At 66.2% G+C, this 23,278-nt stretch carries 24 protein-coding genes and 2 pseudogenes; 23 read left to right on the top strand and 3 right to left on the bottom strand.

The window, feature by feature from the left end:
- Nucleotides 1–79 precede the first annotated feature (79 nt).
- Nucleotides 80–202, top strand: a pseudogene (locus NFW05_RS08710) (transposase); the annotation flags it as partial.
- Nucleotides 203–579: 377 nt separating this feature from the next.
- Here the strand turns inward: NFW05_RS08710 and NFW05_RS08705 are convergent.
- The 3 genes from NFW05_RS08705 to NFW05_RS08695 form a co-directional block, all read right to left on the bottom strand.
- Entirely contained in the window at nt 580–948 is a 369-nt protein-coding gene (locus NFW05_RS08705) for a VOC family protein (RefSeq protein WP_295305111.1), read from the bottom strand.
- 239 nt (nt 949–1,187) lie between these two features.
- Entirely contained in the window at nt 1,188–1,661 is a 474-nt protein-coding gene (locus NFW05_RS08700) for a hypothetical protein (protein WP_295305109.1), read from the bottom strand.
- On the bottom strand, nt 1,658–2,278 hold the full coding sequence (locus tag NFW05_RS08695) for a hypothetical protein (protein ID WP_295305107.1): 621 nt from the start codon (nt 2,276–2,278) through the stop codon (nt 1,658–1,660). Before NFW05_RS08695 ends, NFW05_RS08700 begins: the two co-directional genes overlap by 4 nt.
- 96 nt (nt 2,279–2,374) lie before the next feature.
- On the opposite strand from NFW05_RS08695, the gene NFW05_RS08690 reads away from it, so the two are divergent.
- The 22 genes and pseudogenes from NFW05_RS08690 to NFW05_RS08585 all read left to right on the top strand — a co-directional run bounded on the left by NFW05_RS08690 (nt 2,375) and on the right by NFW05_RS08585 (nt 23,188).
- Nucleotides 2,375–3,016, top strand: coding sequence for a TetR/AcrR family transcriptional regulator (locus tag NFW05_RS08690; protein WP_295305105.1), 642 nt, complete (start codon nt 2,375–2,377; stop codon nt 3,014–3,016).
- Nucleotides 3,017–3,052: 36 nt separating this feature from the next.
- The gene (locus NFW05_RS08685) at nt 3,053–4,249 is read left to right on the top strand and encodes an NnrS family protein (RefSeq protein WP_295305104.1); all 1,197 of its coding nucleotides are present in this window, start codon (nt 3,053–3,055) and stop codon (nt 4,247–4,249) included.
- Between the two features lie 287 nt (nt 4,250–4,536).
- Nucleotides 4,537–4,709, top strand: a pseudogene (locus NFW05_RS08680) (IS3 family transposase); the annotation flags it as partial.
- Between the two features lie 413 nt (nt 4,710–5,122).
- Complete coding sequence (locus NFW05_RS08675) at nt 5,123–6,298, top strand: aspartate aminotransferase family protein (protein ID WP_295305102.1); 1,176 nt, start codon at nt 5,123–5,125, stop codon at nt 6,296–6,298.
- Nucleotides 6,299–6,307: 9 nt separating this feature from the next.
- Nucleotides 6,308–7,258 (top strand): ornithine carbamoyltransferase, encoded by a 951-nt coding sequence (gene argF, locus NFW05_RS08670; RefSeq protein WP_295305100.1) that lies wholly within the window; start codon nt 6,308–6,310, stop codon nt 7,256–7,258.
- Nucleotides 7,255–8,484, top strand: coding sequence for an argininosuccinate synthase (locus NFW05_RS08665; protein ID WP_295305098.1), 1,230 nt, complete (start codon nt 7,255–7,257; stop codon nt 8,482–8,484). The genes argF and NFW05_RS08665 overlap by 4 nt, the downstream gene beginning before the upstream one ends.
- Before the next feature lie 18 nt (nt 8,485–8,502).
- Nucleotides 8,503–8,712 carry a DUF2788 domain-containing protein gene (locus tag NFW05_RS08660; RefSeq protein WP_295305096.1) on the top strand — a complete coding sequence of 70 codons (210 nt, stop codon included), beginning with the start codon at nt 8,503–8,505 and terminating at the stop codon, nt 8,710–8,712.
- 2 nt (nt 8,713–8,714) lie between these two features.
- Nucleotides 8,715–9,026: a pyrimidine/purine nucleoside phosphorylase gene (locus tag NFW05_RS08655; protein WP_295305094.1), complete on the top strand. Its 312-nt coding sequence runs from the start codon at nt 8,715–8,717 to the stop codon at nt 9,024–9,026.
- Between the two features lie 48 nt (nt 9,027–9,074).
- Complete coding sequence (locus NFW05_RS08650) at nt 9,075–9,569, top strand: YajQ family cyclic di-GMP-binding protein (protein WP_295305092.1); 495 nt, start codon at nt 9,075–9,077, stop codon at nt 9,567–9,569.
- Nucleotides 9,570–12,596: a DEAD/DEAH box helicase gene (locus tag NFW05_RS08645; protein WP_295305090.1), complete on the top strand. Its 3,027-nt coding sequence runs from the start codon at nt 9,570–9,572 to the stop codon at nt 12,594–12,596. It abuts the gene before it with no gap.
- 99 nt (nt 12,597–12,695) lie between these two features.
- Nucleotides 12,696–13,052 (top strand): MTH938/NDUFAF3 family protein, encoded by a 357-nt coding sequence (locus NFW05_RS08640; RefSeq protein ID WP_295305087.1) that lies wholly within the window; start codon nt 12,696–12,698, stop codon nt 13,050–13,052.
- Between the two features lie 26 nt (nt 13,053–13,078).
- On the top strand, nt 13,079–13,693 hold the full coding sequence (locus NFW05_RS08635) for a nicotinamidase (protein ID WP_295305083.1): 615 nt from the start codon (nt 13,079–13,081) through the stop codon (nt 13,691–13,693).
- Entirely contained in the window at nt 13,690–15,036 is a 1,347-nt protein-coding gene (locus NFW05_RS08630; RefSeq protein ID WP_295305080.1) for a nicotinate phosphoribosyltransferase, read from the top strand. The genes NFW05_RS08635 and NFW05_RS08630 overlap by 4 nt, the downstream gene beginning before the upstream one ends.
- 30 nt (nt 15,037–15,066) lie before the next feature.
- Nucleotides 15,067–15,621 carry a phosphoribosyltransferase family protein gene (locus NFW05_RS08625; RefSeq protein ID WP_295305078.1) on the top strand — a complete coding sequence of 185 codons (555 nt, stop codon included), beginning with the start codon at nt 15,067–15,069 and terminating at the stop codon, nt 15,619–15,621.
- Nucleotides 15,622–15,886: 265 nt separating this feature from the next.
- Nucleotides 15,887–17,803, top strand: a complete 1,917-nt coding sequence (thrS, locus tag NFW05_RS08620; protein WP_295305075.1) for a threonine--tRNA ligase — start codon at nt 15,887–15,889, stop codon at nt 17,801–17,803.
- A gap of 27 nt (nt 17,804–17,830) precedes the next feature.
- A complete protein-coding gene (gene infC / locus NFW05_RS08615; RefSeq protein ID WP_295305114.1) occupies nt 17,831–18,352 on the top strand; it encodes a translation initiation factor IF-3 in 522 nt (173 codons plus the stop codon).
- Between the two features lie 99 nt (nt 18,353–18,451).
- Nucleotides 18,452–18,649, top strand: a complete 198-nt coding sequence (rpmI, locus tag NFW05_RS08610; protein ID WP_295305071.1) for a 50S ribosomal protein L35 — start codon at nt 18,452–18,454, stop codon at nt 18,647–18,649.
- Between the two features lie 13 nt (nt 18,650–18,662).
- Entirely contained in the window at nt 18,663–19,022 is a 360-nt protein-coding gene (gene rplT / locus NFW05_RS08605; RefSeq protein WP_295305069.1) for a 50S ribosomal protein L20, read from the top strand.
- A gap of 51 nt (nt 19,023–19,073) precedes the next feature.
- Nucleotides 19,074–20,120, top strand: a complete 1,047-nt coding sequence (gene pheS, locus NFW05_RS08600; RefSeq protein WP_295305066.1) for a phenylalanine--tRNA ligase subunit alpha — start codon at nt 19,074–19,076, stop codon at nt 20,118–20,120.
- 27 nt (nt 20,121–20,147) lie between these two features.
- Nucleotides 20,148–22,523: a phenylalanine--tRNA ligase subunit beta gene (gene pheT, locus NFW05_RS08595; RefSeq protein WP_295305063.1), complete on the top strand. Its 2,376-nt coding sequence runs from the start codon at nt 20,148–20,150 to the stop codon at nt 22,521–22,523.
- A gap of 13 nt (nt 22,524–22,536) precedes the next feature.
- Nucleotides 22,537–22,839 carry an integration host factor subunit alpha gene (locus tag NFW05_RS08590; protein WP_295305060.1) on the top strand — a complete coding sequence of 101 codons (303 nt, stop codon included), beginning with the start codon at nt 22,537–22,539 and terminating at the stop codon, nt 22,837–22,839.
- Entirely contained in the window at nt 22,823–23,188 is a 366-nt protein-coding gene (locus NFW05_RS08585; RefSeq protein WP_295305113.1) for a MerR family transcriptional regulator, read from the top strand. Before NFW05_RS08590 ends, NFW05_RS08585 begins: the two co-directional genes overlap by 17 nt.
- Nucleotides 23,189–23,278: the final 90 nt, after the last annotated feature.

The following is a 23,278-nucleotide window of genomic DNA, read 5'->3' as shown; positions in this document are numbered from 1 at the left end:
ACCTCGGCCAGAGCGCGTGATCAGGTTTGCTGAACATTGTGGCTAATCATGTGGTGTTTTGACCTTGTGGAGGTTGGACATGAAGAGAGTGAATCGGAGTGACCCGCCGGAGTTTCGGAAGGCGGCGGTGCAGCGGGTAGTCGATGGCGGGCGCAGCGTTCCGGCGGTTGCGCGGTCGTTGGAGATGTCGGCGAAGACGTTGGCAACCGGGTTGCGCGGGCGCGTCGAGGCGGGGCACCGACCCCAGTGTCGGCGAGAGGGCCGGTGCGCGAAGTGGAAGCGGAACTGACGCGATCGCGGCAGGAGGTTGCGATGCTGCGGATCGAGAACGAGATCCTAGAAGAGGCGGCGGCGTACTTCGCCAGGGAGTCGATGTCGAGTACGCGTGAAGCGAAGCGCCTATCGACTCCCATCCGGAGCGGCCGATTTCAGACTGGCCCCCGGTGTGCTTCTCGGTGTGCTTCTCGGTGACCTCCTGGATGAAGCTCCGGCGGACAGACTCGACCTCCTCAAAGCGAGTCCCCGATTCTCGCAGACCAACGAGGGTCGTCTCACGACGGCAGCGCGCCGACGACTCCGCTAGCCGTGGCAGAAGACATTCAGCTTGTTGCCGTCGAGGTCGCGAAAATACCCGGCGTAGAAATTCCCTCCGCGCAGGCCGACAGGTCCTTCGTCCTTGCCGCCCAGCTCGATGGCCCTGGCATGGACGCGGTCCACCTGCTCGCGCGAAACGGCGACGAGCGCCACCATGACGCCATTGCCGACCGTCGCAGCGTGGCCATCGAAGGGTTTGAGGATGCCGAGACTCGGCCGATCCGCTGCGACTCCCCAGGCGATACCGCGTTCGAACTCCCAGAGTCGCCTGGCGCCGAGTTCGCCGAGCAGGGCATCGTAGAAGGCGGCTGCGCGGGGCAGATCATTGGTACCGAGGGTCACGTATCCGATCATGCGATTCTCCTTTGAGAGCAACAGGGACGCCGGATGCAGCGCTTGCCGCGCTCGGCGTTGGCGTCATACCTTAGCACAGAATGGAAAGGGCATTTCCCGGCTGGCCGAGCCGCGAGGCTCCGGGTTGTACCCTGCCCTGCCCACGCCGGCGAATTGTCCTGACCGCTTCGGCAAGGAAAGGCAGCATCGTGCGCGTTGCCCGGGCGCTGCCGTGCTTGCGAGGATCCGCCGTCAGACTCTCAGCGCAGCGGCTTCCATCCCGGGTGGTCGAAATACTGCCCGTAGCGGTTCACGGCCTGCACCGTCTGGAGAGCACCTACCGCCGGCTCGACTGCGGATTTGCCCTGGAGCGCATCGGCGCCCGCGCTCAGTTCGGCGACGATCAGGTGCAGGTTGGCATCTGCTGCCGGGGCGAGCTTGCACTCGGCGACGATTCCGGCGACCTGCGCTTCGACCGTCGCGCCGAGCGCGCGGTATTGGGCGGGCGTCAGCGCCCGCTTGTGGATGCCCTCGAGCTTCGCGGCAAGCGCCTGGCGGATCTCGCTCATGCCGCTGCGCAGGGGCGCGTCGGTCGCCCACTTCCTGCCGTGGTCGAGGCTGAGCCGGCTGGGCTCGCCGGCGGCGTGGTGATGCGTATCCCCGGCGAGGGTGCCGGTGCCCGGCGCCAACCCGGCGACAAGCGCAGTCACCAGCAAGGTGTGACGAATTCTCATGGTCGTGTCCTCAAGCGTTCAATGATGATGACGTCAGGGTCGTCGGCGTGGTCGATGAGCAATCTTTCGACCCGGGCCTGCCACAGCGAGCGGAAGAGTGCGAGTTCCTCGGCCGTCGCAGTCCCGTGCAGGCACGCCGGGAGCAGCGCGGGCATCCGGGGATCGGACGCGACGCGGTCGAGCCGCACCGATACGTCGACCGCGGCATGCGTGTCGGTCCGCGTCACGCGCATCTGCCCCGGCAGGCTGACGCCGAAGAAGAGCAGATTCCGGCGGTCGAAGTGCCCGCCGATGCCCTTGAAGCCACCGTCCGCGGTAGCGCCGGTGAGCAGCCCGACGACATTGGCGACGACCCCGGTCGCACCCGCGAGCCGATCATCGCGGAATTCGACGCGCAGCCCTCCGCGCTCGGGCAGCGCATCGGGATGGAGCGCGCGCAGCGCGGCGCGGGTCATCAGGTAGGCCGAAGCTACGGTCGGACACGAATGGCCGGCGAGCTTCACGGCGTCGGCGTACGCGAACTCGAGGATGCCGTCGTCCGCGGCTCCGAGAAACCGGGCCAGCGGATCGCGCACGATGATTCGCGGCGCCGACTCGAAAAAGGCTGGAAGATGCATGGCGCTCGCTCCTGTTCGATTCTCTGCCTTGCCAGATGCCGGACTCACGCGTAAGATAGTATCTGCATACTTACGACAAGGCAAGCGATTCGAACCATGTCCGGCCCGGCTGATCCTCGATCGATTCCGCGACCCCGTCTGAGCACCGATCGGCGCCAGCGCGAAATCGTCGCGACCGTCCTGGCACTGGCCCGCGAACGTGGGCCGGACGCGATCACCACACAGGCGATCGCCGACCGAATGGGCGTCACCCAGGGCGCAGTCTTCCGCCATTTTCCGGACAAGCAGGCGATCTGGCTGGCGGTCTTCGTCTGGGTGCGCGAATCGCTCGCTGCCGCGCTGACGGTGGCGAGCGACCCGAGTGTTTCGCCTCTGGCGAGGATCCGGCAGGCGTTTCTCGCGCACGTCGCCTTCATCGCCGAAAACCCGGGCGTGCCGCGCGTCCTGTTCCATGAACTGCAGTATCCGGGCGATTCACCGGTGCGCCGCGAGGTGCGCGCGATGGTCACGGCGTACCGGCAGCGACTCACCCGCCTGTTCACCGAGGCGAAGGCGGCGGGCGAACTGCCGCCCGGGCTCGACCCGGCGCTGGCGCCGGTGCTGTTCATCGGCGCCGTACAGGGGCTGGTCATCCAGTCCTCGCTCGCCGGCGACGAGGCGGGAATGACCGAACAGGCCGAGCAACTGTTCCGGCTGCTGCTCGACGGTTATCGAGGACCGCCAGACGGGTCGGGATGAAGATTTCGCGTTTCCTTTTTCCGGATGGACACGATCATGGCAAAGCTACTCGCCGTCGAGGAACCCGGCCCGCGACCGCAGGCCCGGGGCACAACTCTCCTGGCCCTGGGTTTCCGGCCCTTCTACCTGCTCGCCAGCGCCTTCGCCGCGCTGTCGATCCCTCTCTGGGTTGCCCAGTACAGCGGCCACTGGCCAGCCGGCTTTCCTCTGCGCGGCGCAGCCTGGCATGGCCATGAAATGCTCTTCGGGTACACGCAGGCGGTGCTCGCAGGCTTTCTGTTCACGGCCGGCCGCACCTGGACCGGACAGCCGACACCGACCGGGATTCCGCTGCTTGGTCTGGCCCTGCTCTGGGTCGCCGGGCGGGTCCTGGTGTTGACGCCGTGGGCCATCGCCGCCGCGTTGGTCAATGCAGCCTTTCCGGTGGCGGTCGCGATCGGGCTGGCGATCCCGCTGCACCAAAGCCGCAACCGACGCAACTACTTCTTCGTCGGGCTGCTGATCCTGCTCGGCACCGCCGTTCTGGCGATGCACCTATCGTGGATGGGCATCGTCGCCTGGCCCGAGCGGGCGAGTCTGCAAGCCGGTCTCGACGTCGTCCTGTTCATCCTCGCAGTAATGGGCGGACGGGTCATCCCGATGTTCACCAACAACGGCATTCCAGGTACCAAAGCCTCCCGTCACCCGTTGCTCGAGAAGTTCGCGCTGGGCAGCGTCCTCCTGCTGCTCGCTGCCGATGTCCTGCCGGCACCGACGACCGTGATCGCCACGATCGCCCTGGTCGCAGCCTCGGCACACGCGATCCGGCTTTACCTCTGGCAACCCTGGCGAACCTTCGCGACACCGCTGGTCTGGGTCCTGCATGCGGCCTACGCGTGGATCGTCGTCTACCTGGTGCTGCGTGCGCTGTCCGTGCTCGGCCTGGTTGCCGGGCCGCTCGCCGTGCACGCACTGACCATTGGCGCGATCGGCGGGATGACCATCGGCATGATGGTGCGCACGGCGCGCGGCCACACCGGCCGGCCGCTGCTCGCCGACCGCTTCGAACTGGCCTGTTTCGTCCTCGTCCATGGCGCAGCGCTGATCAGGGTTTTCGGCGGCCTTTTCGTGCCCGATGCGTACCTGGCGACGGTCGTCGGCTCGGGGATCTGCTGGTCGATCGCCTTCGGCCTGTATGCGCTTCGCTACTGGCCGGTGCTCTCACGGGCGCGCATCGACGGCAAGCCCGGCTAGACGCCCGGCGAGGGGGTCGATCAACGCGAGGCGCCCGCCTTGTCCTGCGGTCTGTGTCCCCTGACCTGCACCGGAGTCGCCGCCCGTGGCTGACCGAGGAGCGGGCGAGAAAGCGGGGGCCGTTGCTGGCCGCCAGCGAACGGGAATTGACTGGCATCGCGCGGGCGACGCAGCGGCCTCATGCCCCATTCAAAGGGGAGCAGCGGATCGCGCTCCGTGTCGGCTCGGCGACCAAGCGCTAGCAAATGACCAAGCATTTCGAGCTGACGATCACCGATACGGCTCTCACGGACTCGAAGCCTCTCGATCCGGTCGGACCGAACGTTCTGCGACGCGATTTCGAGGCTATAGAGCCGAACCGGATGTGGCTGTCGGACCTGACCACCATCCCGACCGACGGGGGCTGGCTGTACCTGGCCCTGGTGCTCGATCGGTTCTCGCGCAAGCTGGCTGGGCGATGAGTGCGACGATGCCGCAACAGCTGGCGGCAGCCGGTTCGTCGGATGCGACCGACCCGGCCGGCGGTGGATAACGCTCCTCGCCTCTTGGCGTCCACTGAGCGGGTACCGGTTCAGTCGGTTCTTTCGATGGGGTCGTCAACCGGCGGGAGTCTGCAGACTGTCCGGACGCAGGGGTTCGCTCTTCCGTCTGCCGGGCTGGCGGGCCTCGCGGCTGGCGATCCGTTGATCTTCGGTCAGCGCCGCACTCCTGTACAAGCCCGGACTTCTTCTATACAATCTTCAGTCAAAATTTCCGACATCCCTGGCTTCTGGAAGTGTCGGGACGCACCGGTCTTGGGGGCGCGGTGCGGGCATCGTGATCCGGCGGCGCAAGCCGCCGTTTCAGTTTCAAAGGCTCCGCAATGGGTGCTCAATGTCTCACCTGATGAATACCTACGCCCGCCTGCCGGTGGCTTTCAGCCACGGCAACGGCAGCTGGCTGACCGACAGCGAAGGCAGGGTCTATCTCGACGCGCTGTCGGGTATTGCCGTGTCGACGCTCGGGCACAATCATCCGGACCTCGTCGGGGCGATCTCGACACAGGCGGCGCGCATCCTCCACTCGTCGAACCTCTACGAGATCCCGCTGCAGACGCAACTCGCCGACCGGCTCGCCGAATTGTCGGGAATGGACGAGGTGTTCTTCTGCAACTCGGGCTGCGAGGCCAACGAAGCGGCGATCAAGCTGGCGCGCCTCTACGGGCACCGGCAGGGGGTCGAGACACCGACGACGGTAGTCATGGAGCGCGCCTTCCACGGGCGGACGATGGCAACGCTCTCGGCAACCGGCAGCCGCAAGGCGCAGGCCGGCTTCGAGCCGCTCGTCGCGGGGTTCGTGCGCGTACCGTACAACCGGCTCGAGGCGATCCGTGCGGTGGCCCGGTCGAACAAGAACATCATCGCGGTGATGCTCGAGGTCGTCCAGGGCGAGGGCGGAATCAATTCGGCGGACATCGAGTTCCTGCGCGGGCTGCGCGCGCTTTGTGACGACCGCGGCTGGCTGCTGATCTGTGACGAGGTGCAGTGCGGCATGGGCCGCACGGGAACCTGGTTCGCTTTCCAGCACGCGCGAATCCGCCCCGACGTGGTGACGCTGGCCAAGGGGCTCGGCGGCGGCGTGCCGATCGGCGCCTGCCTGGCGGCGGGGCTGGCCAAGGGTCTGTTCAGGCCGGGCAATCACGGTTCGACTTTCGGCGGCAACCAGCTGGCAACGACCGCCGCGCTGACGACGATCTCGGTCGTCGAGAGGGACGGCCTGATCGAGCGAGCGGTCACCATCGGCGAGCTGATCCGCGACGGCCTGCGCGAAGCGCTCGGCGACTGTCCTGGAGTCCTCGACATCCGCGGCCAGGGACTGATGATCGGTGTCGAGCTCGGCCGTCCCTGCGCCGAGCTGGTCACCCGTGCGCTCGCTGCCGGTCTGCTGATCAACGTCACCGCCGACACGGTCGTCCGCCTGCTGCCGCCACTGACCTTCAGCGCCGACGAGGGGCGTGAACTCGTCGCGCGCCTCGCACCGCTGATCCGCGACTTCCTGCGCACCGCATAGAGACCTTCGATGGCCTGCGTGAAGCACTTCCTCCAGTTCCGCGACTTCACGCGGCCGGAATTCGACCACCTCTTCGAGCGCGCGCGCTGGATCAAGTCGGAGTTCAAGGCTTACCGGAGGTACTCTCCGCTCGGCGACCGGACGCTGGTGATGATCTTCGAGAAGGCGAGCACGCGCACCCGGCTGTCGTTCGAGGCCGGCATGCAGCAGCTCGGCGGGTCGGCGATCTACCTGAACAGCCGCGATTCCCAACTGCAGCGCGGAGAGTCGGTCGAGGACGCGGCGCGGGTGATCTCGCGGATGAGCGACGTGGTGATGATCCGCACCTTCGAGCAGGCGATGATCCAGCGCTTCGCCGCGCATTCGCGAGTGCCGGTGATCAACGGGCTGAGCAACGAGTATCACCCTTGCCAGATTCTCGCCGACATCTTCACCTTCATCGAGCATCGCGGCCCGATCCAGGGCCGGACGGTCGCCTGGATCGGCGACTCGAACAACGTCTGCAATACCTGGCTGCAGGCTGCCGAGGTGCTCGACTTCCAGGTCAACGTGTCGACCCCCCCAGGCTATGAGGTCGCGGTCGACCGGGCGGGGCTCCAGGGCACCAACAACCACCGGCAGTTCGCCGACCCGATGGACGCCGCGCGCGGCGCCGATCTGGTGACCACCGACGTGTGGACATCGATGGGCTTCGAGGCCGAGAACGAGGAGCGTCGGCGGGATTTCGCCGACTGGCAGGTCGACGCCGAGATGATGCGCGTGGCCCACCCGGACGCTCTGTTCATGCATTGCCTGCCCGTCCATCGCGGCGAGGAAGTCACCGCCGAGGTGATCGACGGTCCGCAGAGCGTCGTGTGGGACGAAGCCGAGAACCGAATGCATACGCAGAAGGCGCTGCTCGAGTATCTGCTGCTCGGCCGCGTCGACAACAGCGCCGAGCTGAGCAGGAACGGCCCATGAGTGCAATCAGAAAAGTGGTGCTCGCCTATTCGGGCGGGCTGGACACCTCGGTGATCCTGAAGTGGCTGCAGGACACCTACGCGTGCGAAGTGGTGACCTTCACCGCCGACCTCGGCCAGGGCGAGGAGATCGAAGCCGCGCGGCCAAAGGCGCTGAAGTTCGGTATCGCGCCCGAGAACATCTACATCGACGACCTGCGCGAGGAGTTCGTCCGCGACTTCGTCTTCCCGATGTTCCGCGCCAACACGGTCTATGAGGGCGAGTACCTGCTCGGGACGTCGATCGCCCGGCCGCTGATCGCCAAGCGGATGATCGAGATCGCCAACCTGACCGGCGCCGATGCCGTCGCCCACGGCGCGACCGGCAAGGGCAACGACCAGGTGCGCTTCGAGCTCGGCGCGTACGCGCTGCGCCCGGGGATCCGGATCATCGCGCCGTGGCGCGAGTGGGACCTGCTCTCGCGCGAGAAGCTGCTCGCCTACGCCGAGCGCCACGACATCCCGATCGAGATGAAGCATCGTGAAGGCGGTTCGCCGTACTCGATGGACGCCAATCTGCTACACATCAGCTACGAGGGGCGGCACCTCGAGGATCCGTCGGCCGAGGCCGAGGAGTCGATGTGGCGCTGGACGGTGTCGCCCGAGGCAGCGCCCGATTCGCCCGAGTACGTCGATCTCGAGTTCGCCGGTGGCGACCTGGTGGCGATCGATGGCCAGCGGATGGCGGCGCACGAACTGCTCGCCCGGCTCAACGAGCTCGGCGGCCGCCATGGCATCGGACGAATCGACCTCGTCGAGAACCGCTACGTCGGGATGAAGTCGCGCGGGTGTTACGAGACGCCGGGCGGGACGATCCTGCTGCCAGCGCACCGGGCGATCGAGTCGATCACCCTCGACCGCGAAGTGGCGCACCTCAAGGACGACCTGATGCCGCGCTACGCGAGCCTGATCTACAACGGCTACTGGTGGAGCCCCGAGCGGGTAGCCCTGCAGACGCTGATCGACCACACCCAGCAGTCGGTCAACGGCTGGGTGCGCGTCAAGCTGTACAAGGGCAACGTGATCGTCGTCGGCCGCGATTCGCCGAGCGACTCGCTCTTCGATGCGACGATCGCCACCTTCGAGGACGATGCCGGGGCGTACGACCAGAAGGACGCCGCCGGATTCATCCGGCTCAACGCGCTGCGCATGCGCATCGCGGCCAATCTGGCGGGCCGCAAGAGATGAGCCAGGGGTGAGCCGTCGATGTTCGGGCTGACGGAAGAGCAGATCACCGACTTCGGAATGACCTTCGGGGTCGGCGCCTTCATCCTCTTCATGCTGTTCATCATCGGTGAGATCGCCTGGAAGTCGAAGGCCGGCAAGACCGGGACGATCATCCTGTTCTTCGTCCTCTCCTTCGGCATGCTCGGCTTCATCGCCAAGGCGATCATTCAGAAAATCTGGGGAATGTGAACATGTCGCAGTTCGAGGGTGTCAGTGTCGTCAAACAGGCCAACGTCTATTTCGACGGCAAGTGCGTCAGCCACACGATCCTTCTCGCCGACGGCAGCCGCAAGACGGTCGGCGTGATCCTGCCATCGACGCTGACTTTCAGGACCGCCGCGCCGGAAGTCATGGAAGGCGTCGGCGGCAGCTGCCGGGTTCGTCTCGAAGGGAGCAGCGAATGGACGAGTTACTCAGCCGGTGAGTCGTTCTGCGTCCCCGGCGACTCGTCGTTCGAAATCAGTTGCGCTGAGCCTTATCATTACGTCTGCCACTTCGCCTGAGCGCGGTGGCGATCCGGGTCCGACGACCATCCTGCCGAGAACGAGCCCATGCCTTCATTCGACTTTTCTTCAGAAGCTGACATGGCCGCCCTGAACAACGCCATCGACGTGACCCGGCGGGCGATCGACAATCGCTACGATTTCAAGGGAACCAGTGCCCGTGTCGAGCTCAACGAAAAGGACCGGCTGATCACGCTCTTCGGCGACTCCGACTTCCAGCTCGGGCAGATCCGGGACCTGCTCTTCCCGGCGATGGAGAAGAAGGAAAAGGAGAGCACCAAACGGCTCGAGCATCAGCCGGTGCAGCGGATTTCCGGCAACAAGGTCAAACAGGACCTGAAAATCCGCATCGGCATCGAATCCGTTCTGGCCAGGGAGATCGTCCGGCTGATCAAGGACTCGAAGCTCAAGGTTCAGGCCTCGATCCAGGGCGACACCGTACGCGTCAGTGGGGCCAAGCGCGACGACCTGCAGGCGTGCATCGCGCTGGTCACCCGGACGATCACCGATTTTCCGATCAGATCCGGGAATTTCAGGGACTGAGTGCGACGCCAGACCACCGTGTTCAAGCCGGCCGACGATTCTGACCGAGAGGGCCCGACCGACCCGGGAATGCTCTCGTGGACCGAGGAGTTGCGGCGCGTCGCAATGGCGGTCAGCAAAAAGGACCGTCATCCGGCGGCGAGACGCCAGCAAATCTTCTATCTGCTGCAATGGACCGCCGACGGGCTGGGTTTCGGCGTCACCGTCAACAAGGGCCGCGAGCCGGAGAGTTCCGACGAACTCTGGAACATCGACCGCGTGATCAGCAAGTCGCCGCGTTTCCTCAGCGACGAGGACCGGAAGATCCTGCGCCTGCTGTGGGCCGAGCGTTCGTTCGACAGTGGTCTGCGCGTCTTCGGACTCGGGCCTCGAAACGGTGCCGAGGCGCTCAGGCTGATGGCCGAAACGGGTCGGCTCTGTCGCAGGGACGACTTTTCACCGCTGGCCCTCGCACCGGCCCGCCAGGCCAGAGTCGCCTGGCGGCCGGGATCCGACGGGCGTCTGCGCGTTGCGCTCAGCGCGACGCCTGCGCCGCGGCTCGTCGTCCCCCTGCCGCAACCGTGGTTCGTCGACCCTGAACGGAGCGTGCTCGGGCCTCTCGAAGTCGAGGGCAATCCGACTGTCGTCGCCCGCCTCTTCGCACTGCCGCCACTGTCGCCGACCGCCGCCGCTCTCGTCGACGAGGCTCTGGCGCAGTCGGCCGGCGAGTTGCCGGCAGCGCCCGAACGAGCTGCGGCGGACCTGCGCGAGATCGTCGCCGACCCGCTGCCGGTTCTGCGCCTGCAGACGCTGGCGACCCATGGCAACCGTGGCTGGAGAGAGTACCTGCCGAGTTTCTGTGGTGGCCCGTTCGACGTCGCGCTGCCGGTCTTCCGCTACAGCGAAGTCGAGCTCGCTCCCGACGACCCGCGCGACTTCGTCGTTCTGCCCGACGGCGAGACGGTGCGCGTGGCGCGCGAAAGCGCGGTCGAGGAGCGGATGGCCGGCGCGCTCGCCGCCGCCGGTCTCGAGAAGGTCCCGGGCTACGTGCTGCAGACCTTCGGCCGGCCGCCCGAAAACGCCTACGGTCTGGCCGCCGAGGAGTCGTGGCCGGCGTTCATGCGCGACGAACTGGCCGGCCTGCGTCTCGCCGGCTGGCAGATCGAGTTCGCCGACGACTTCCGGCACCGGCTGCTCGAGGTCGAAGCCTGGGAGGCCAACCTCGTCGAGTCGGACGACGGCTGGTTCGAGCTCGACATGGGGATCGTTGTCGAGGGCGAACGCGTGCCTCTCGCACCGCTGCTCGCCGCCCTCTTCCACCGTGATCCGCGCTGGCTCGACGCTGCACTGCTGGCGAGAATCGGTGACGACGAACTCGTCGAGCTGGTCACCCCGGCGAATCTGCGCGTCCGGGCGCCCGCCGGGCGACTGAAGCCGTTGGCCGCGACGCTGATCGATCTCTTCGAGGGCTTCTCCGGTGGCACGAGCCTACGCATCTCGCGCCTTGACGCCCCGCGGCTCGGCGAGCTCAACGACGCCAGCCGCTGGCTGTTCAAGGGCCAGAAGGACCTGCTGGCGCTCGCCGGGAAGCTATCGGCAGCGCAGGGAATACGGAATATCGACCCGCCTGAGGGACTCGGACTCGAGCTGCGCCACTACCAGAGCGAAGGGCTCGCCTGGCTGCAGTTCCTGCGCGAGAACGATCTCTCGGGAATCCTCGCCGACGACATGGGGCTCGGCAAAACGGCGCAGGCGCTGGCCCACCTGCTGCTCGAGAAGGAGGCTGGCCGGCTCGACCGGCCAGCGCTGATCATCCTGCCGACCTCGCTGATCTTCAACTGGAAGAACGAGGCGGCGCGCTTTGCGCCGGGCCTGTCGATCCTCTCGCTGCACGGGCCCGAGCGCCGGAGCCGCTTCGCCGAGATCGACCGTCACGACGTCGTCCTGACGACTTATCCGCTGCTCTGGCGCGACGCTGCCGAGCTGACCCGGCACAATTATCACCTACTGATCCTCGACGAAGCGCAGACGGTCAAGAACGCGCGCAGCCAGGGAGCCGAGGTCGTCCGCCGGATTCGCACACGACACCGCCTCTGCCTCACCGGCACGCCGCTCGAGAACCATCTCGGCGAACTGTGGAGTCAGTTCGATTTTCTGCTCCCGGGCTTCCTCGGCAGCCAGCACGGCTTCAACAAGTACTGGCGTGCGCCGATCGAGAAGCAGGGCGACAGCCAGCGCCGCGACTTGCTGGCCCGCCGCGTGCGGCCGTTCATCCTGCGCCGCAAGAAGGAGGAGGTGGCTCGCGAACTGCCGGCGAAGACGATCATCGTCCGCAAGGTCGAGCTCGACGGCGCCCAGCGCGACCTCTATGAAACCGTGCGCATCGCGATGGATGCCCGGGTGCGGCACGAGATCGCCAGCAAGGGCTTCAACCGGAGCCAGATCGTCATCCTCGACGCGCTGCTCAAGTTGCGCCAGGTGTGCTGCGATCCACGCCTGGTCAAGGCCCGCTCTGCGCAGAAGGTCAGGGAGCGCGCGAAGCTCGATCTGCTGATGACCATGCTCCCCGAGCTCGTCGAGGAGGGACGACGGATCCTCGTCTTCTCGCAGTTCACCAGCATGCTCGGACTGATCGAGAAGGAACTGAAGGACGCCAACCTCGACTATGCACTGCTGACCGGTGACACGCGGCATCGCGAAGCCGAGGTCCAGCGCTTCCAGAGCGGGGCCGTGCCGATCTTCCTGATCAGCCTCAGGGTCGGCGGTGTCGGCCTCAATCTGACGGCGGCCGACACGGTGATCCATTACGACCCGTGGTGGAATCCGGCGGCCGAGAACCAGGCGACCGACCGCGCGCACCGCCTCGGACAGGACAAACCGGTCTTCGTCTACAAACTGATCATCGCCGGAAGCATCGAGGAAAAGATCCTCCAGTTGCAGGAGCGCAAGGCCGAACTCGCCGCGCGAATCCTTTCTTCCGACCAGGATATAGAGGCCAAGTTCGCCAGCGACGACATCGCCGCGCTGTTCGCGCCGCTCGCCGGCTGAGTGATCGGCAGGATGCCGTCGCTCCGGCGAGCCCCCGCCGGTTCGCAGTCACTGTACAGACCGGGGGCAGAGCGTTTTTTCTCGACAGGGGGGAGGGTCATGAAGATCGACGCCACAGAGTTCGGCAGCATCACCGTCGATGGCCGCGGCCATCCGTACGACATTCTCATCCGGCTCTCGGGCGAGATCGTCAAGCGCAGGAAGAAACTCTCGAAGCGGATTTACGGTACTTCGCACACGATTTCCCGGGACGAGGCCGAGTTCGTTTATGAGAAGGGCTGCGAGACGCTCGTCATCGGCTCCGGTCAGTATGACAACGTCCGTCTCTCGGCGGAGGCCGCCGACTTCTTCGCCGCACATCACTGCCGTGTCGTTCTGCAGCCGACTCCCGAAGCGATCAGAGTCTACAATCACGCGCACGGCAGGACCGTCGGACTGTTTCATGTGACCTGCTGAGCGGCCAGAGGGGAGGAACGCGCACGATGGATCAAGCGGTGGCCGACTGCCAGTCCGACGACATGCAGCTGGGGGCGGGCGACGCCCTGCTGATCGTCGATCTCCAGAACGACTTCCTGCCGGGCGGCAGACTCGCCGTCCCCGGCGGCGATCAGGTCGTTCCTCTGCTCGGCGAGTGGGCACGGCGCTTTGCTGCGCTGGCCCTGCCGGTGGTCGCCACGCGCGACTGGCATCCCCCGGATCATTGCTCGTTCGCCGCGCGGGGGGGAATCTGGCCGGAACACTGTGTCGCCGGCAGCGAAGGGGCCGAGTTCGCCAGCGGCCTCGTCCTGCCCGAATCGACGACCGTCGTCGCGAAAGCGACCGGGCGCGACGAGGAAGCGTATTCGGGCTTCGCCGGCACCGGTCTGGCGAACCGGCTGCGCGAAGCGGGCGTCAGACGCCTTTTCGTCGGCGGGCTGGCCACCGACTACTGTGTGCTGAACACCGTCGTCGACGCGCTCGACGCGGGATTCGCCGTCGTCGTTCTCGCCGAGGCCATCCGCGCCGTAGACGTCGAACCCGGCGACGGCGAACGGGCGCTGGCCAGGATGTCGGCGCGCGGAGCGAGGATCGTGGGAAGCGCCGAGGCGCGCCAATGAGCGGCGAAAGCGTCCTGCTCACCGACCTTTATCAGCTGACGATGCTCCAGGCCTACTGGCAGCGCGGGATGAACGACACGGCGGTGTTCGAGTTCTTCGTGCGCAAGCTCCCGGAGCAGCGCAACTTCCTGATCGCCGCCGGTCTCGAACAGGTGCTCGACCATCTCGAGGACACCGCGTTTTCTGCCGAAGAGATCGGCTGGCTCCGCCAGTCCGGGCGCTTCGACCCGGATTTCGTCGACTCGCTCGCCAACTGGCGTTTTGCCGGCGACGTCGACGCGCTGCCCGAAGGCACCGTCTGTTTCGCCGATGAACCGCTGCTGCGCATCGTCGCGCCGATCCGCGAAGCACAGCTCGTCGAGACGCGGATCATCAACCTGCTGCAGTTGCAGACGATGGTCGCCTCGAAAGCCGCGCGCTGCGTGCTCGCCGCGCCGGGACGCCTGCTCGTCGACTTCGGGCTGCGCCGCTCGCACGGCGCCGAGGCCGGCCTGCTCTCGGCGCGGGCGAGCTACCTCGCCGGCTTCGGCGGAACATCGACGATCCTCGCGGGGATGCGCTGGGGAATTCCGCTGTTCGGGACGATGGCCCACTCGTTCATCGAAGCGCACGCCAGCGAAGCCGAGGCCTTCGCGAACTTCGCCCGCTCGCAGCCGACCGGCACGACGCTGCTGATCGACACCTACGACACCGAGCAGGCGGCCGCGAAGCTCGTCGGACTCGTCCCGCGCCTGACTGCCGAAGGGCTGCGCGTCAACGCCGTGCGCCTCGACAGCGGTGACCTCGGCGAGCACGCGCGCCGGGTGCGGGCAATCCTCGACGCCGGTGGCCTCTCCGCGGTGCGCATCTTTGCCAGTGGCAACCTCGACGAGTACCGTCTGCGCGACTTGCTGCGTGGCGGCGCGCCGATCGACGGCTTTGGCGTCGGCACGAGGATGAACACCTCGGCCGACAAGCCCTACCTCGACTGCGCGTACAAGCTCCAGGAATACGCCGGTCTGCCGCGGCGGAAGCGCTCGGAGGGCAAGCTCACCTGGCCAGGCCGCAAGCGCATCTGCCGTTCTTTCAACGCCGACGGCCGGATGACCGGAGACACGCTGACCGTCGCTGCCGACCGGACCGGGCAGCCCGACCTGATCGTTCCGGTGATGCGCCAAGGCAGGCGTCTGGCTCCTTCGCCTGGCCTCGGGGTGATCCGCGAACATGTCAGGGCCGAACTGGCCCGCCTTCCTGAACGGCTTCGCGAGCTCGATCCCGCCGCCGAGGGCTATCCGCTGACCGTTTCGGAAGCCTTGCGTGCGCTTGCCCGCGACGCCGACCGCGCCAGCGGTCTCGACGTCTGACCGAGAGCCTGCAGCAGGAGCAACGGCACGATGGACGACCGGCAAAGAATCGTTCTCTACGACGAAAGGCAGCTGTCGCTGATCCTCGACGGCATGGCCAGACGGATCGCCGGCCTGCTCGGTGACCGCCCGGAGCTGGTCATCGTCGGCGTCCTGCGGCGCGGTGCGCCGCTCGCCGACCTGCTCGGCGAGCGTTTGCAGCGCCTCGGAATCAACGCCGTCCCGAGGCTCGATCTGCAGGTCAAACGCTACGCCGACGACCTCACCCTGCTCTTCCCGGAGACACGGCTCACCGAGAGCGCGACCGATGCCGGCGTCCACCTGACCGGCAAGTCCGTCCTGATCGTCGATGACGTCCTCTACCGTGGGCACTCGCTGCTTCGGGTCGTCCAGTACCTGGCCCTGCGCGGTCCGGCGACGATCCGCAGCGCGATCCTCGTCGACCGCAGCGTCAGTGCGCTGCCCGTGCATGCGGACGTCGCCGGCGTCACGCTCCAGGTGGCTCCCGGTTCGATCGTCGAGGTCCATGTGCCTCCCTACGAGACCGACTTCGGGATCGAGCTGGTCGTGCCACGGCCGGTCTGAGCCGCACGGGCTCCTGGCGGCGCGGCCGGTCGTCGCCGGGGATCGCCCGATCTGCTAGAATTCGGCCCCGGGCACGCCAGGCCGGCGCAGTGATTCGTCCGCACGAGACATTGTGCGCACGCAGCTTCGGCCCGGCGGCGCACAATCATGCACGGCGCGGTCGCGGGGAAGCGCCTGGTCCGGCTTCCCCGCGACGACTGGCGCCAGGATCCCGCAAGCCAGAGCGGTCCTCTGGCTTTTTCCGCTTTCGTGGTGGGGTGGCACTATGCCGGTTATCACATTGCCTGACGGTTCGCAGAAGCAGTTCGCCAGCGCCGTCACGGTTGCCGAGGTGGCACAGAGCATCGGTCCGGGTCTGGCGCGGGCAGCGCTCGCCGGCAAGATCGACGGTCGTCTCGTCGACACCTCGCACACGATCAGCGACGACGCACGGTTGGCCATCGTCACCGACAAGGATCCCGAAGGCCTCGAAGTGATCCGTCATTCCACGGCTCACCTGATGGCCTACGCGGTCAAGGAACTGTTCCCTGAAGCGCAGGTGACCATCGGGCCGGTCGTCGACAACGGCTTCTATTACGATTTCTCGTACGAACGGCCGTTCACGCCCGACGATCTCGCGGCCATCGAGGCGCGCATGCTCGATCTGGCCCGGCGCGATCTGCCGGTGCGCCGTGAAGAGTGGGCGCGCGACGAGGCGACCGCCTTCTTCAAGTCGATCGGCGAACACTACAAGGCCGAACTGATCGACGCGATTCCGCCTGGCGAGGTCGTCTCGCTCTACCGCGAGGGCGATTTCGTCGACCTCTGCCGCGGACCGCACGTCCCGTCCACCGGCCGGATCCGGGTATTCAAACTGATGAAGGTCGCCGGAGCCTACTGGCGAGGCGATCACCGCAACGAGCAGTTGCAGCGCATCTATGGCACGGCGTGGGCGAAAAAGGAAGACCAGGACGCCTACCTGCACATGCTTGAAGAGGCGGAGAAGCGCGACCACCGCAAGCTCGGCCGCCAGCTCGACCTCTATCACCTGCAGGACGAGGCGCCGGGAATGGTCTTCTGGCATCCCAAGGGCTGGACGATCTGGCAGGAGGTCGAACAGTACCTGCGGCGCGTCCTCCGCGCCAACGGCTACCGCGAGGTCAAGACGCCGATGATCATGGACCGCTCGCTCTGGGAGCGCTCTGGCCATTGGCAGAACTACGCCGAGAACATGTTCACCACGGCTTCGGAGAACCGCGACTACGCGATCAAGCCAATGAACTGCCCAGGCCACATCCAGATTTACAACCAGGGGTTGCGCAGCTACCGCGACCTGCCGATGCGCCTCGCCGAGTTCGGCTCCTGCCATCGCAACGAACCATCCGGAGCGCTGCACGGGATCATGCGCGTGCGCGCCTTCGTCCAGGATGACGCGCACATCTTCTGCACCGAGGCGCAGGTACTACCGGAGACGGCGGCGTTCATCGACCTGCTGCAGCAGATCTACGCCGATTTCGGATTCAGCGAAATCCTCGTCAAGCTGTCCACCCGCCCGGCGAAGCGGATCGGTTCGGACGAGGTCTGGGATCGCGCGGAGGCGGCTCTCGCCGAAGCGCTCGCCGCCAAGGGTCTGATCTACGATCTGCAGCCGGGCGAAGGTGCGTTTTACGGACCGAAGATCGAGTTCTCGCTCAAGGACTGCCTCGGCCGCGTCTGGCAGTGCGGTACGCTGCAGCTCGACTTCGCGCTGCCCGAGCGCCTCGACGCGCACTACATCGCCGAGACCAACGAACGGCAGATTCCGGTGATGCTCCATCGGGCGATCCTCGGCTCGCTCGAGCGCTTCATCGGCATCCTCGTCGAGCATTATGCCGGCGCCATGCCGCTGTGGCTGTCGCCGGTGCACGCCGTGGTGCTGAACATTTCGGAAAAGCAGATCGGCTACGCCGGGGAGGTTGCGGCGACCTTGTGCGCAGCCGGGCTGCGGGTCGAAGCCGATTTGCGCAACGAAAAAATTACCTATAAAATACGAGAACATAGCTTGAACAAGCTGCCCTACCAGATCGTCGTCGGCGACAAGGAGATGGCAGCGAACCAGGTGGCCGTGCGCTCGCGCGGCGGGCGAGACCTTGGCCAGATGCCGGTGGAGGCTCTGTGCCAGCGGCTTCTCGACGAGATCGCGGCGCGCAGTGGTACGGCCTGATTTTTTGTCCAAGGGAGGAGCAAGGCCATCGCACTGCAAAAGGCGCAACGCATAAACGAGGAAATCAACGCCCCGGAAGTCCGTCTGATCGGCGTCGCCGGAGAACAACTGGGGGTCATGAGTGTCAGGGCTGCACTGGCCCTGGCCGAGGAGGCGGGGGTCGACCTGGTCGAGATTGCCCCGATGGCTCAGCCCCCGGTCTGTCGCATCGTTGATTTCGGCAAGTTCAAGTACCAGGAGCAGAAACGCCAGCACGAGCAGAAGCTGAAGCAAAAGCAGGTCCAGGTCAAGGAGATCAAGCTGCGTCCTGGTACCGACGAGAACGACTATCAGATCAAGCTGCGCAACATGATGCGTTTCCTCGAGGAAGAAGACAAGGTCAAGGTGACCCTGCGCTTCCGCGGCCGGGAGATGGCTCACCAGGATATCGGGATGCGCCAGATCGAGCGCATCCGCGCTGACCTCCAGGACGTGGCGATGGTCGAGCAGATGCCGCGGATGGAGGGCCGGCAGATGGTCATGGTGCTGACGCCGAGCAGAAAGAAATAGCTTCACCAGCGGGTTCCACGAGCCCGAAGAAGTGCTGCCGGGTCTGAAGTGCCCCCGCCGGGGGACACCTGGCCGCATGTTTATAAACAGGAGCAGTCGATGCCCAAAATGAAGACCAAGACTGGAGCGAAAAAGCGCTTCAAGATCACTCCGAGCGGCCGAATCAAGCGCTCGCACGCCTACAAACGCCACATCCTGACCAAGAAGGACAGCAAGACCAAGCGCCAGCTGCGCGGCATGACCTTCATCCACGCCGCCGACGAGGCCGTCGTCCGTTCGATGCTCCCTTACGCCTGAAAGGAGACCAAAGATGCCCCGAGTCAAACGTGGTGTCACGGCACACGCCCGTCACAAGAAGATTCTCGCGCTGGCCAAAGGCTATCGCGGCCGCCGGAAGAACGTTTACCGAATCGCCAAACAGGCGGTGATGAAGGCCGGACAGTACGCGTATCGCGATCGCCGGCAGAGGAAGCGCCAGTTTCGCAGCCTGTGGATCACCCGGATCAACGCCGCGGCCAGGGAGCTGGGGATGAAGTACAGCACCCTGATGAACGGCCTGAAGAAGGCGCAGATCGAGGTCGACCGCAAGGTCCTCGCCGATCTCGCCGTTTTCGACAAGCCGGCTTTTGCCGCCCTGGCAGGACAAGCCAAGGCCCAGCTGCAGACCTAGGCTCGACGATCGTCGACAAAGGAGGCGCGAGCCTCCTTTTTTCGGTGCACCATGGACAGACTCGATCAAATAGTCGCAGAGGCGACTGCGGCGTTTTCGGAGACCGGCGACCCTGACGCGCTCGAGCAGGTCAAGGCCATCTATCTCGGCCGGAACGGCCGGATCACCGACCTGCTGAAGGGCCTCGGCAAGCTTCCGGTGGACGAGCGCAAGGCGGCCGGAGCGGCGGTCAACCGCGCCAAGGAAGCCGTTGAGAGCGCCCTCCAGCAGAGACGCGAAGCGTTGCGGCGGATGGCCCTTGCCGCCCGTCTCGCCGAGGAAGCACTCGACGTGAGCCTACCGGGGCGCGCCCAGTCGCGCGGCGGCCTTCACCCGGTGACCCGGACGCTCGAGCGTATCGAGGCGCTTTTCCGGTCGATCGGCTTCGCCGTCGCCGATGGCCCGGAGATCGAGGCAGAGTTCCAGAACTTCACCGCGCTGAATACTCCCGAAGACCACCCGGCGCGGTCGATGCACGACACCTTCTATCTCGAGGACGAAGCCGGCCGGGTGGCCAAAGGGATCCTGCTGCGCACGCACACCAGCCCGATCCAGGTGCGCTACATGCAGGCGCACGTCGCCCGCTACGCCGGACTCGAAACGATGCCCGAAATCCGGGTGATCGCGCCGGGCAGGGTCTACCGGGTCGACTCCGACGCCACCCATTCGCCGATGTTCCACCAGGTCGAGGGGCTGTGGATTGGCGAGAGCGTCAGCTTCGCCGACCTCAAGGGAGTGATCGGCGACTTCCTGCGCCGATTCTTCGAGAGTGACGACCTGCAGGTCCGCTTCCGCCCGTCGTTCTTTCCGTTTACCGAACCGTCGGCGGAGATCGACATGGCCTTCACCAGCGGCTCGCTGAAGGGCCGCTGGCTCGAGATCGCCGGCTGCGGGATGGTTCATCCGAACGTCCTGCGGCACGTCGGCATCGATCCCGAGCGCTACATCGGTTTCGCCTTCGGCATGGGGCCGGACAGGCTGACGATGCTCCGTTATGGCGTCAATGACCTGCGCCTCTTCTTCGACGGCGACCTGCGCTTCCTCCGGCAGTTCGTCTGATCGCCTTACCCAGGGAAATCCGCAGCCATGAAGTTCTCCGAGACCTGGCTTCGCAGCTTCGTCGATCCCGCCTGCTCGGGTCACGAGTTCTCGCACATGCTGACCATGGCCGGCCTCGAAGTCGAACACGAGGAAAGCGTCGCGCCGTTCTTCGACAAGGTCGTCGTCGCCGAGATCGTCGCCGTGGAAGCGCATCCCGACGCCGACCGGCTGCGTGTCTGCCGCGTCGACGTGGGGACTGGCGAACCGCTGCAGATCGTCTGCGGCGCGCCGAACGCCGCCGCCGGCCTGCGCGTCCCCTGTGCCCTGGCCGGCGCCGAACTGCCCGGCGGCCTGGCGATTCGGGTCGCCCGCGTGCGCGGCGTCGAGTCCTCGGGAATGCTCTGCTCGGCACGCGAACTCGGCATCGCCGAAGACGCCTCGGGCCTGCTCGTGCTCGCCGACGACGCACCGGTCGGCGAGGACATCCGGCGTCACCTCGACCTCGACGACCGCCTGCGGCTGCTCAAACTGACCCCCAACCGCGCCGACTGCCTGTCACTCGAAGGGATCGCCCGCGAGGTCTCGGCGCTGACCGGGATCCCGGCTCGTTTCGTCGAGGTTCGCGAGGTCGAGCCCTCGATCAGCAGCAAACGGCCGGTCGTGCTCGACGCGCCGCAGGCCTGCCCGCGCTACTGTGGTCGGGTGATCGCCGGAGTCGATGCGCGCGCGCCGACGCCGGCCTGGCTGCGGCGGCGCCTCGAACGCAGCGGAATCCGCCCGATCTCGGCACTCGTCGACGTCAGCAACTACGTGATGCTCGAACTCGGCCAACCGCTGCACGTCTTCGACAACCAGCGACTCGGCGGCGCGATCCACGCGCGGATGGCCCGGCCCGGCGAGACGATCCTGCTGCTCAACGAGCAGACTCTCGAGCTCGACGAGGACGTGCTGCTGATCGCCGACGACCTGCACCCGGTGGCGATGGCCGGAATCATGGGTGGTGAGGACAGCGGTGTCACTCTCGCGACGACCGAGGTCTTCGTCGAATCGGCGTTCTTCACGCCGGCCGCGGTGGCCGGGCGAGCCCGGCGTTACGGTTTCGTCTCCGATGCCTCGCACCGCTTTGAGCGCGGCGTCGACTTCGCGGGAACGCGACGCGCGCTCGAACGGGCGACGCGACTGATCCTCGAAATCTGTGGCGGACAGGCCGGGCCGGTGACCGACGCGCTGGCCAAGCTGCCCGAGCGTCGCCCGGTCCGCCTGCGCCCGGAACGCGTCGCCAGGGTGCTCGGCGTAGAGCTCGACGCGGGGCGGATCGGCGAGTTGTTCGGCCGGCTCGCGCTGCCGTTTTCGCGCGACGGCGACGACTTCGTCGTCAGTCCGCCGAGCTACCGCTTCGATATCGAGATCGAGGAAGACCTGATCGAGGAGATCGCACGTCTCCACGGTTACGAGAACATCCCGGCGCCGGCACCGCGCGCGCTGCTCGCGATGCTGCCGCAGAGCGAGCACTCCCGGCCGCTCACCTGCGTTCGCCAGACTCTCGCCGACGCCGGCTATCAGGAGGTGGTCAATTACGCCTTCGTCGAGGAAGCGTGGGAGAGCGACTTCGCCGGCAACACCCGGCTGATTCGCCTGGCCAACCCGATCGCCAGCCAGCTGGCGGTGATGCGCTCGTCGCTGATCGGCGGCCTGGTCGCCAACCTCGCCGCAAACCTCAAGCGACGGCAAAGCCGCGTGCGCCTCTTCGAGACCGGTCGCTGCTTTTTCCGCGATGCGGCCGGGTCGCCGGTGCCCGGCTTCCGGCAGCCTTGGAAGCTGACCGCCCTGGCCTACGGCCCGGCGCTGCCCGAGCAATGGGCCACGCCGCCGCGCAACGTCGATTTCTTCGACATCAAGGGCGACCTCGAACTTCTCCTCGCACCGCTCGCGGCACGCTTCGAGAAAGGCACCCACCCTGCACTGCACCCCGGCCGCAGCGCGCGCGTGCTGCTCGACGGCGAGCCGGTCGGCATCGTCGGTGAGCTGCATCCGCAGTGGCAGCAGAAGTACGAGCTGCCTTTGGTGCCGGTGGTCTTCGAAATCGATCTCGACGCGCTGACCCGGGCGCGCCTGCCACAGTACGCCGAGCTTTCGAAACAGCCGGTGGTGATCCGCGACCTCGCCGTCGTCGTCGATCAGGGCCTGGAGCTCGGCGCGCTGCTCGAAGGTCTCGAGCAGCATCGTCCGCCGATCGTCCGCGAGGTCACCCTGTTCGACGTCTATGCGGGGCGTGGAGTCGAGGCCGGCAGAAAAAGCCTTGCCTTCCGGATACTGATGCAAGATACTCAAAAAACCTTGCTGGAAGCGGAGGTCGAGGTCGCCATCCAGCAGCTGGTGGCCTACCTGAAAGAGGCCTTTGCCGCCGAGCTCCGCGTCTAGGGAAAGGTAACGCATGACGCTTACCAAAGCAGAACTCGCCGACCTCCTCTTCGAAAGGGTCGGCCTCAACAAGCGCGAGGCCAAGGACATGGTCGAGGCCTTCTTCGAAGAAATTCGCAACGCGCTGGAGCGTGGTGACGGCGTCAAGCTCTCCGGCTTCGGCAACTTCCAGCTCCGTGACAAGCCGCAGAGACCCGGGCGAAATCCCAAGACCGGCGAGGAAATTCCGATCACCGCGCGCCGGGTGGTCACTTTCCATGCCAGCCAGAAGCTGAAGGCCGAGGTGGAACACGCTTATGATCGAAACCAGCCATAGGGACGCTGCCCAGGAGGCTTTACCGGCGATCCCGGCCAAGCGCTATTTCACGATCGGCGAAGTCAGCGAACTGTGTGGCGTCAAGCCGCACGTGCTGCGCTACTGGGAACAGGAGTTCTCACAGCTCAGGCCGGTCAAGCGGCGCGGCAACCGGCGCTACTATCAGCACCACGAGGTACTCCTCGTGCGCCGGATCAGGGAGCTGCTCTACAGCCAGGGGTTCACGATCAGCGGTGCGCGCAACCGTCTCGACGATGCAGCAGCCGAGAGCCAGGCCACTGCCTCGACGCTGCCCCCGGAAAAACTCCGCGAGGAGTTGTTGAGCATCGCCGAGATGCTGCGACCCTGAGCCCGCAGCCGCTTTTCGCTTATAATGTGTCTTCAGTCGGGGCGTGGCGCAGCCTGGTAGCGCACTTGCATGGGGTGCAAGGGGTCCCGA

Origin of the sequence: Accumulibacter sp., from assembly GCF_023806625.1 — a bacterium.
GTDB lineage: Bacteria > Pseudomonadota > Gammaproteobacteria > Burkholderiales > Rhodocyclaceae > Accumulibacter.
Note: the sequence above shows the minus strand (reverse complement) of the source record. Positions and strands in the feature narration are given on the sequence as shown.

Bases quoted from the DNA above. Each gene is read 5' to 3' on its own strand.
- NFW05_RS08705 (WP_295305111.1), bottom strand. From the start codon at position 948: ATGATCGGATACGTGACCCTCGGTACCAATGATCTGCCCCGCGCAGCC.
- NFW05_RS08700 (WP_295305109.1), bottom strand. From the start codon at position 1,661: ATGAGAATTCGTCACACCTTGCTGGTGACTGCGCTTGTCGCCGGGTTG.
- NFW05_RS08695 (WP_295305107.1), bottom strand. From the start codon at position 2,278: ATGCATCTTCCAGCCTTTTTCGAGTCGGCGCCGCGAATCATCGTGCGC.
- NFW05_RS08690 (WP_295305105.1), top strand. From the start codon at position 2,375: ATGTCCGGCCCGGCTGATCCTCGATCGATTCCGCGACCCCGTCTGAGC.
- NFW05_RS08685 (WP_295305104.1), top strand. From the start codon at position 3,053: ATGGCAAAGCTACTCGCCGTCGAGGAACCCGGCCCGCGACCGCAGGCC.
- NFW05_RS08675 (WP_295305102.1), top strand. From the start codon at position 5,123: ATGTCTCACCTGATGAATACCTACGCCCGCCTGCCGGTGGCTTTCAGC.
- argF (WP_295305100.1), top strand. From the start codon at position 6,308: ATGGCCTGCGTGAAGCACTTCCTCCAGTTCCGCGACTTCACGCGGCCG.
- NFW05_RS08665 (WP_295305098.1), top strand. From the start codon at position 7,255: ATGAGTGCAATCAGAAAAGTGGTGCTCGCCTATTCGGGCGGGCTGGAC.
- NFW05_RS08660 (WP_295305096.1), top strand. From the start codon at position 8,503: ATGTTCGGGCTGACGGAAGAGCAGATCACCGACTTCGGAATGACCTTC.
- NFW05_RS08655 (WP_295305094.1), top strand. From the start codon at position 8,715: ATGTCGCAGTTCGAGGGTGTCAGTGTCGTCAAACAGGCCAACGTCTAT.
- NFW05_RS08650 (WP_295305092.1), top strand. From the start codon at position 9,075: ATGCCTTCATTCGACTTTTCTTCAGAAGCTGACATGGCCGCCCTGAAC.
- NFW05_RS08640 (WP_295305087.1), top strand. From the start codon at position 12,696: ATGAAGATCGACGCCACAGAGTTCGGCAGCATCACCGTCGATGGCCGC.
- NFW05_RS08635 (WP_295305083.1), top strand. From the start codon at position 13,079: ATGGATCAAGCGGTGGCCGACTGCCAGTCCGACGACATGCAGCTGGGG.
- NFW05_RS08630 (WP_295305080.1), top strand. From the start codon at position 13,690: ATGAGCGGCGAAAGCGTCCTGCTCACCGACCTTTATCAGCTGACGATG.
- NFW05_RS08625 (WP_295305078.1), top strand. From the start codon at position 15,067: ATGGACGACCGGCAAAGAATCGTTCTCTACGACGAAAGGCAGCTGTCG.
- thrS (WP_295305075.1), top strand. From the start codon at position 15,887: ATGCCGGTTATCACATTGCCTGACGGTTCGCAGAAGCAGTTCGCCAGC.
- rpmI (WP_295305071.1), top strand. From the start codon at position 18,452: ATGCCCAAAATGAAGACCAAGACTGGAGCGAAAAAGCGCTTCAAGATC.
- rplT (WP_295305069.1), top strand. From the start codon at position 18,663: ATGCCCCGAGTCAAACGTGGTGTCACGGCACACGCCCGTCACAAGAAG.
- pheS (WP_295305066.1), top strand. From the start codon at position 19,074: ATGGACAGACTCGATCAAATAGTCGCAGAGGCGACTGCGGCGTTTTCG.
- pheT (WP_295305063.1), top strand. From the start codon at position 20,148: ATGAAGTTCTCCGAGACCTGGCTTCGCAGCTTCGTCGATCCCGCCTGC.
- NFW05_RS08590 (WP_295305060.1), top strand. From the start codon at position 22,537: ATGACGCTTACCAAAGCAGAACTCGCCGACCTCCTCTTCGAAAGGGTC.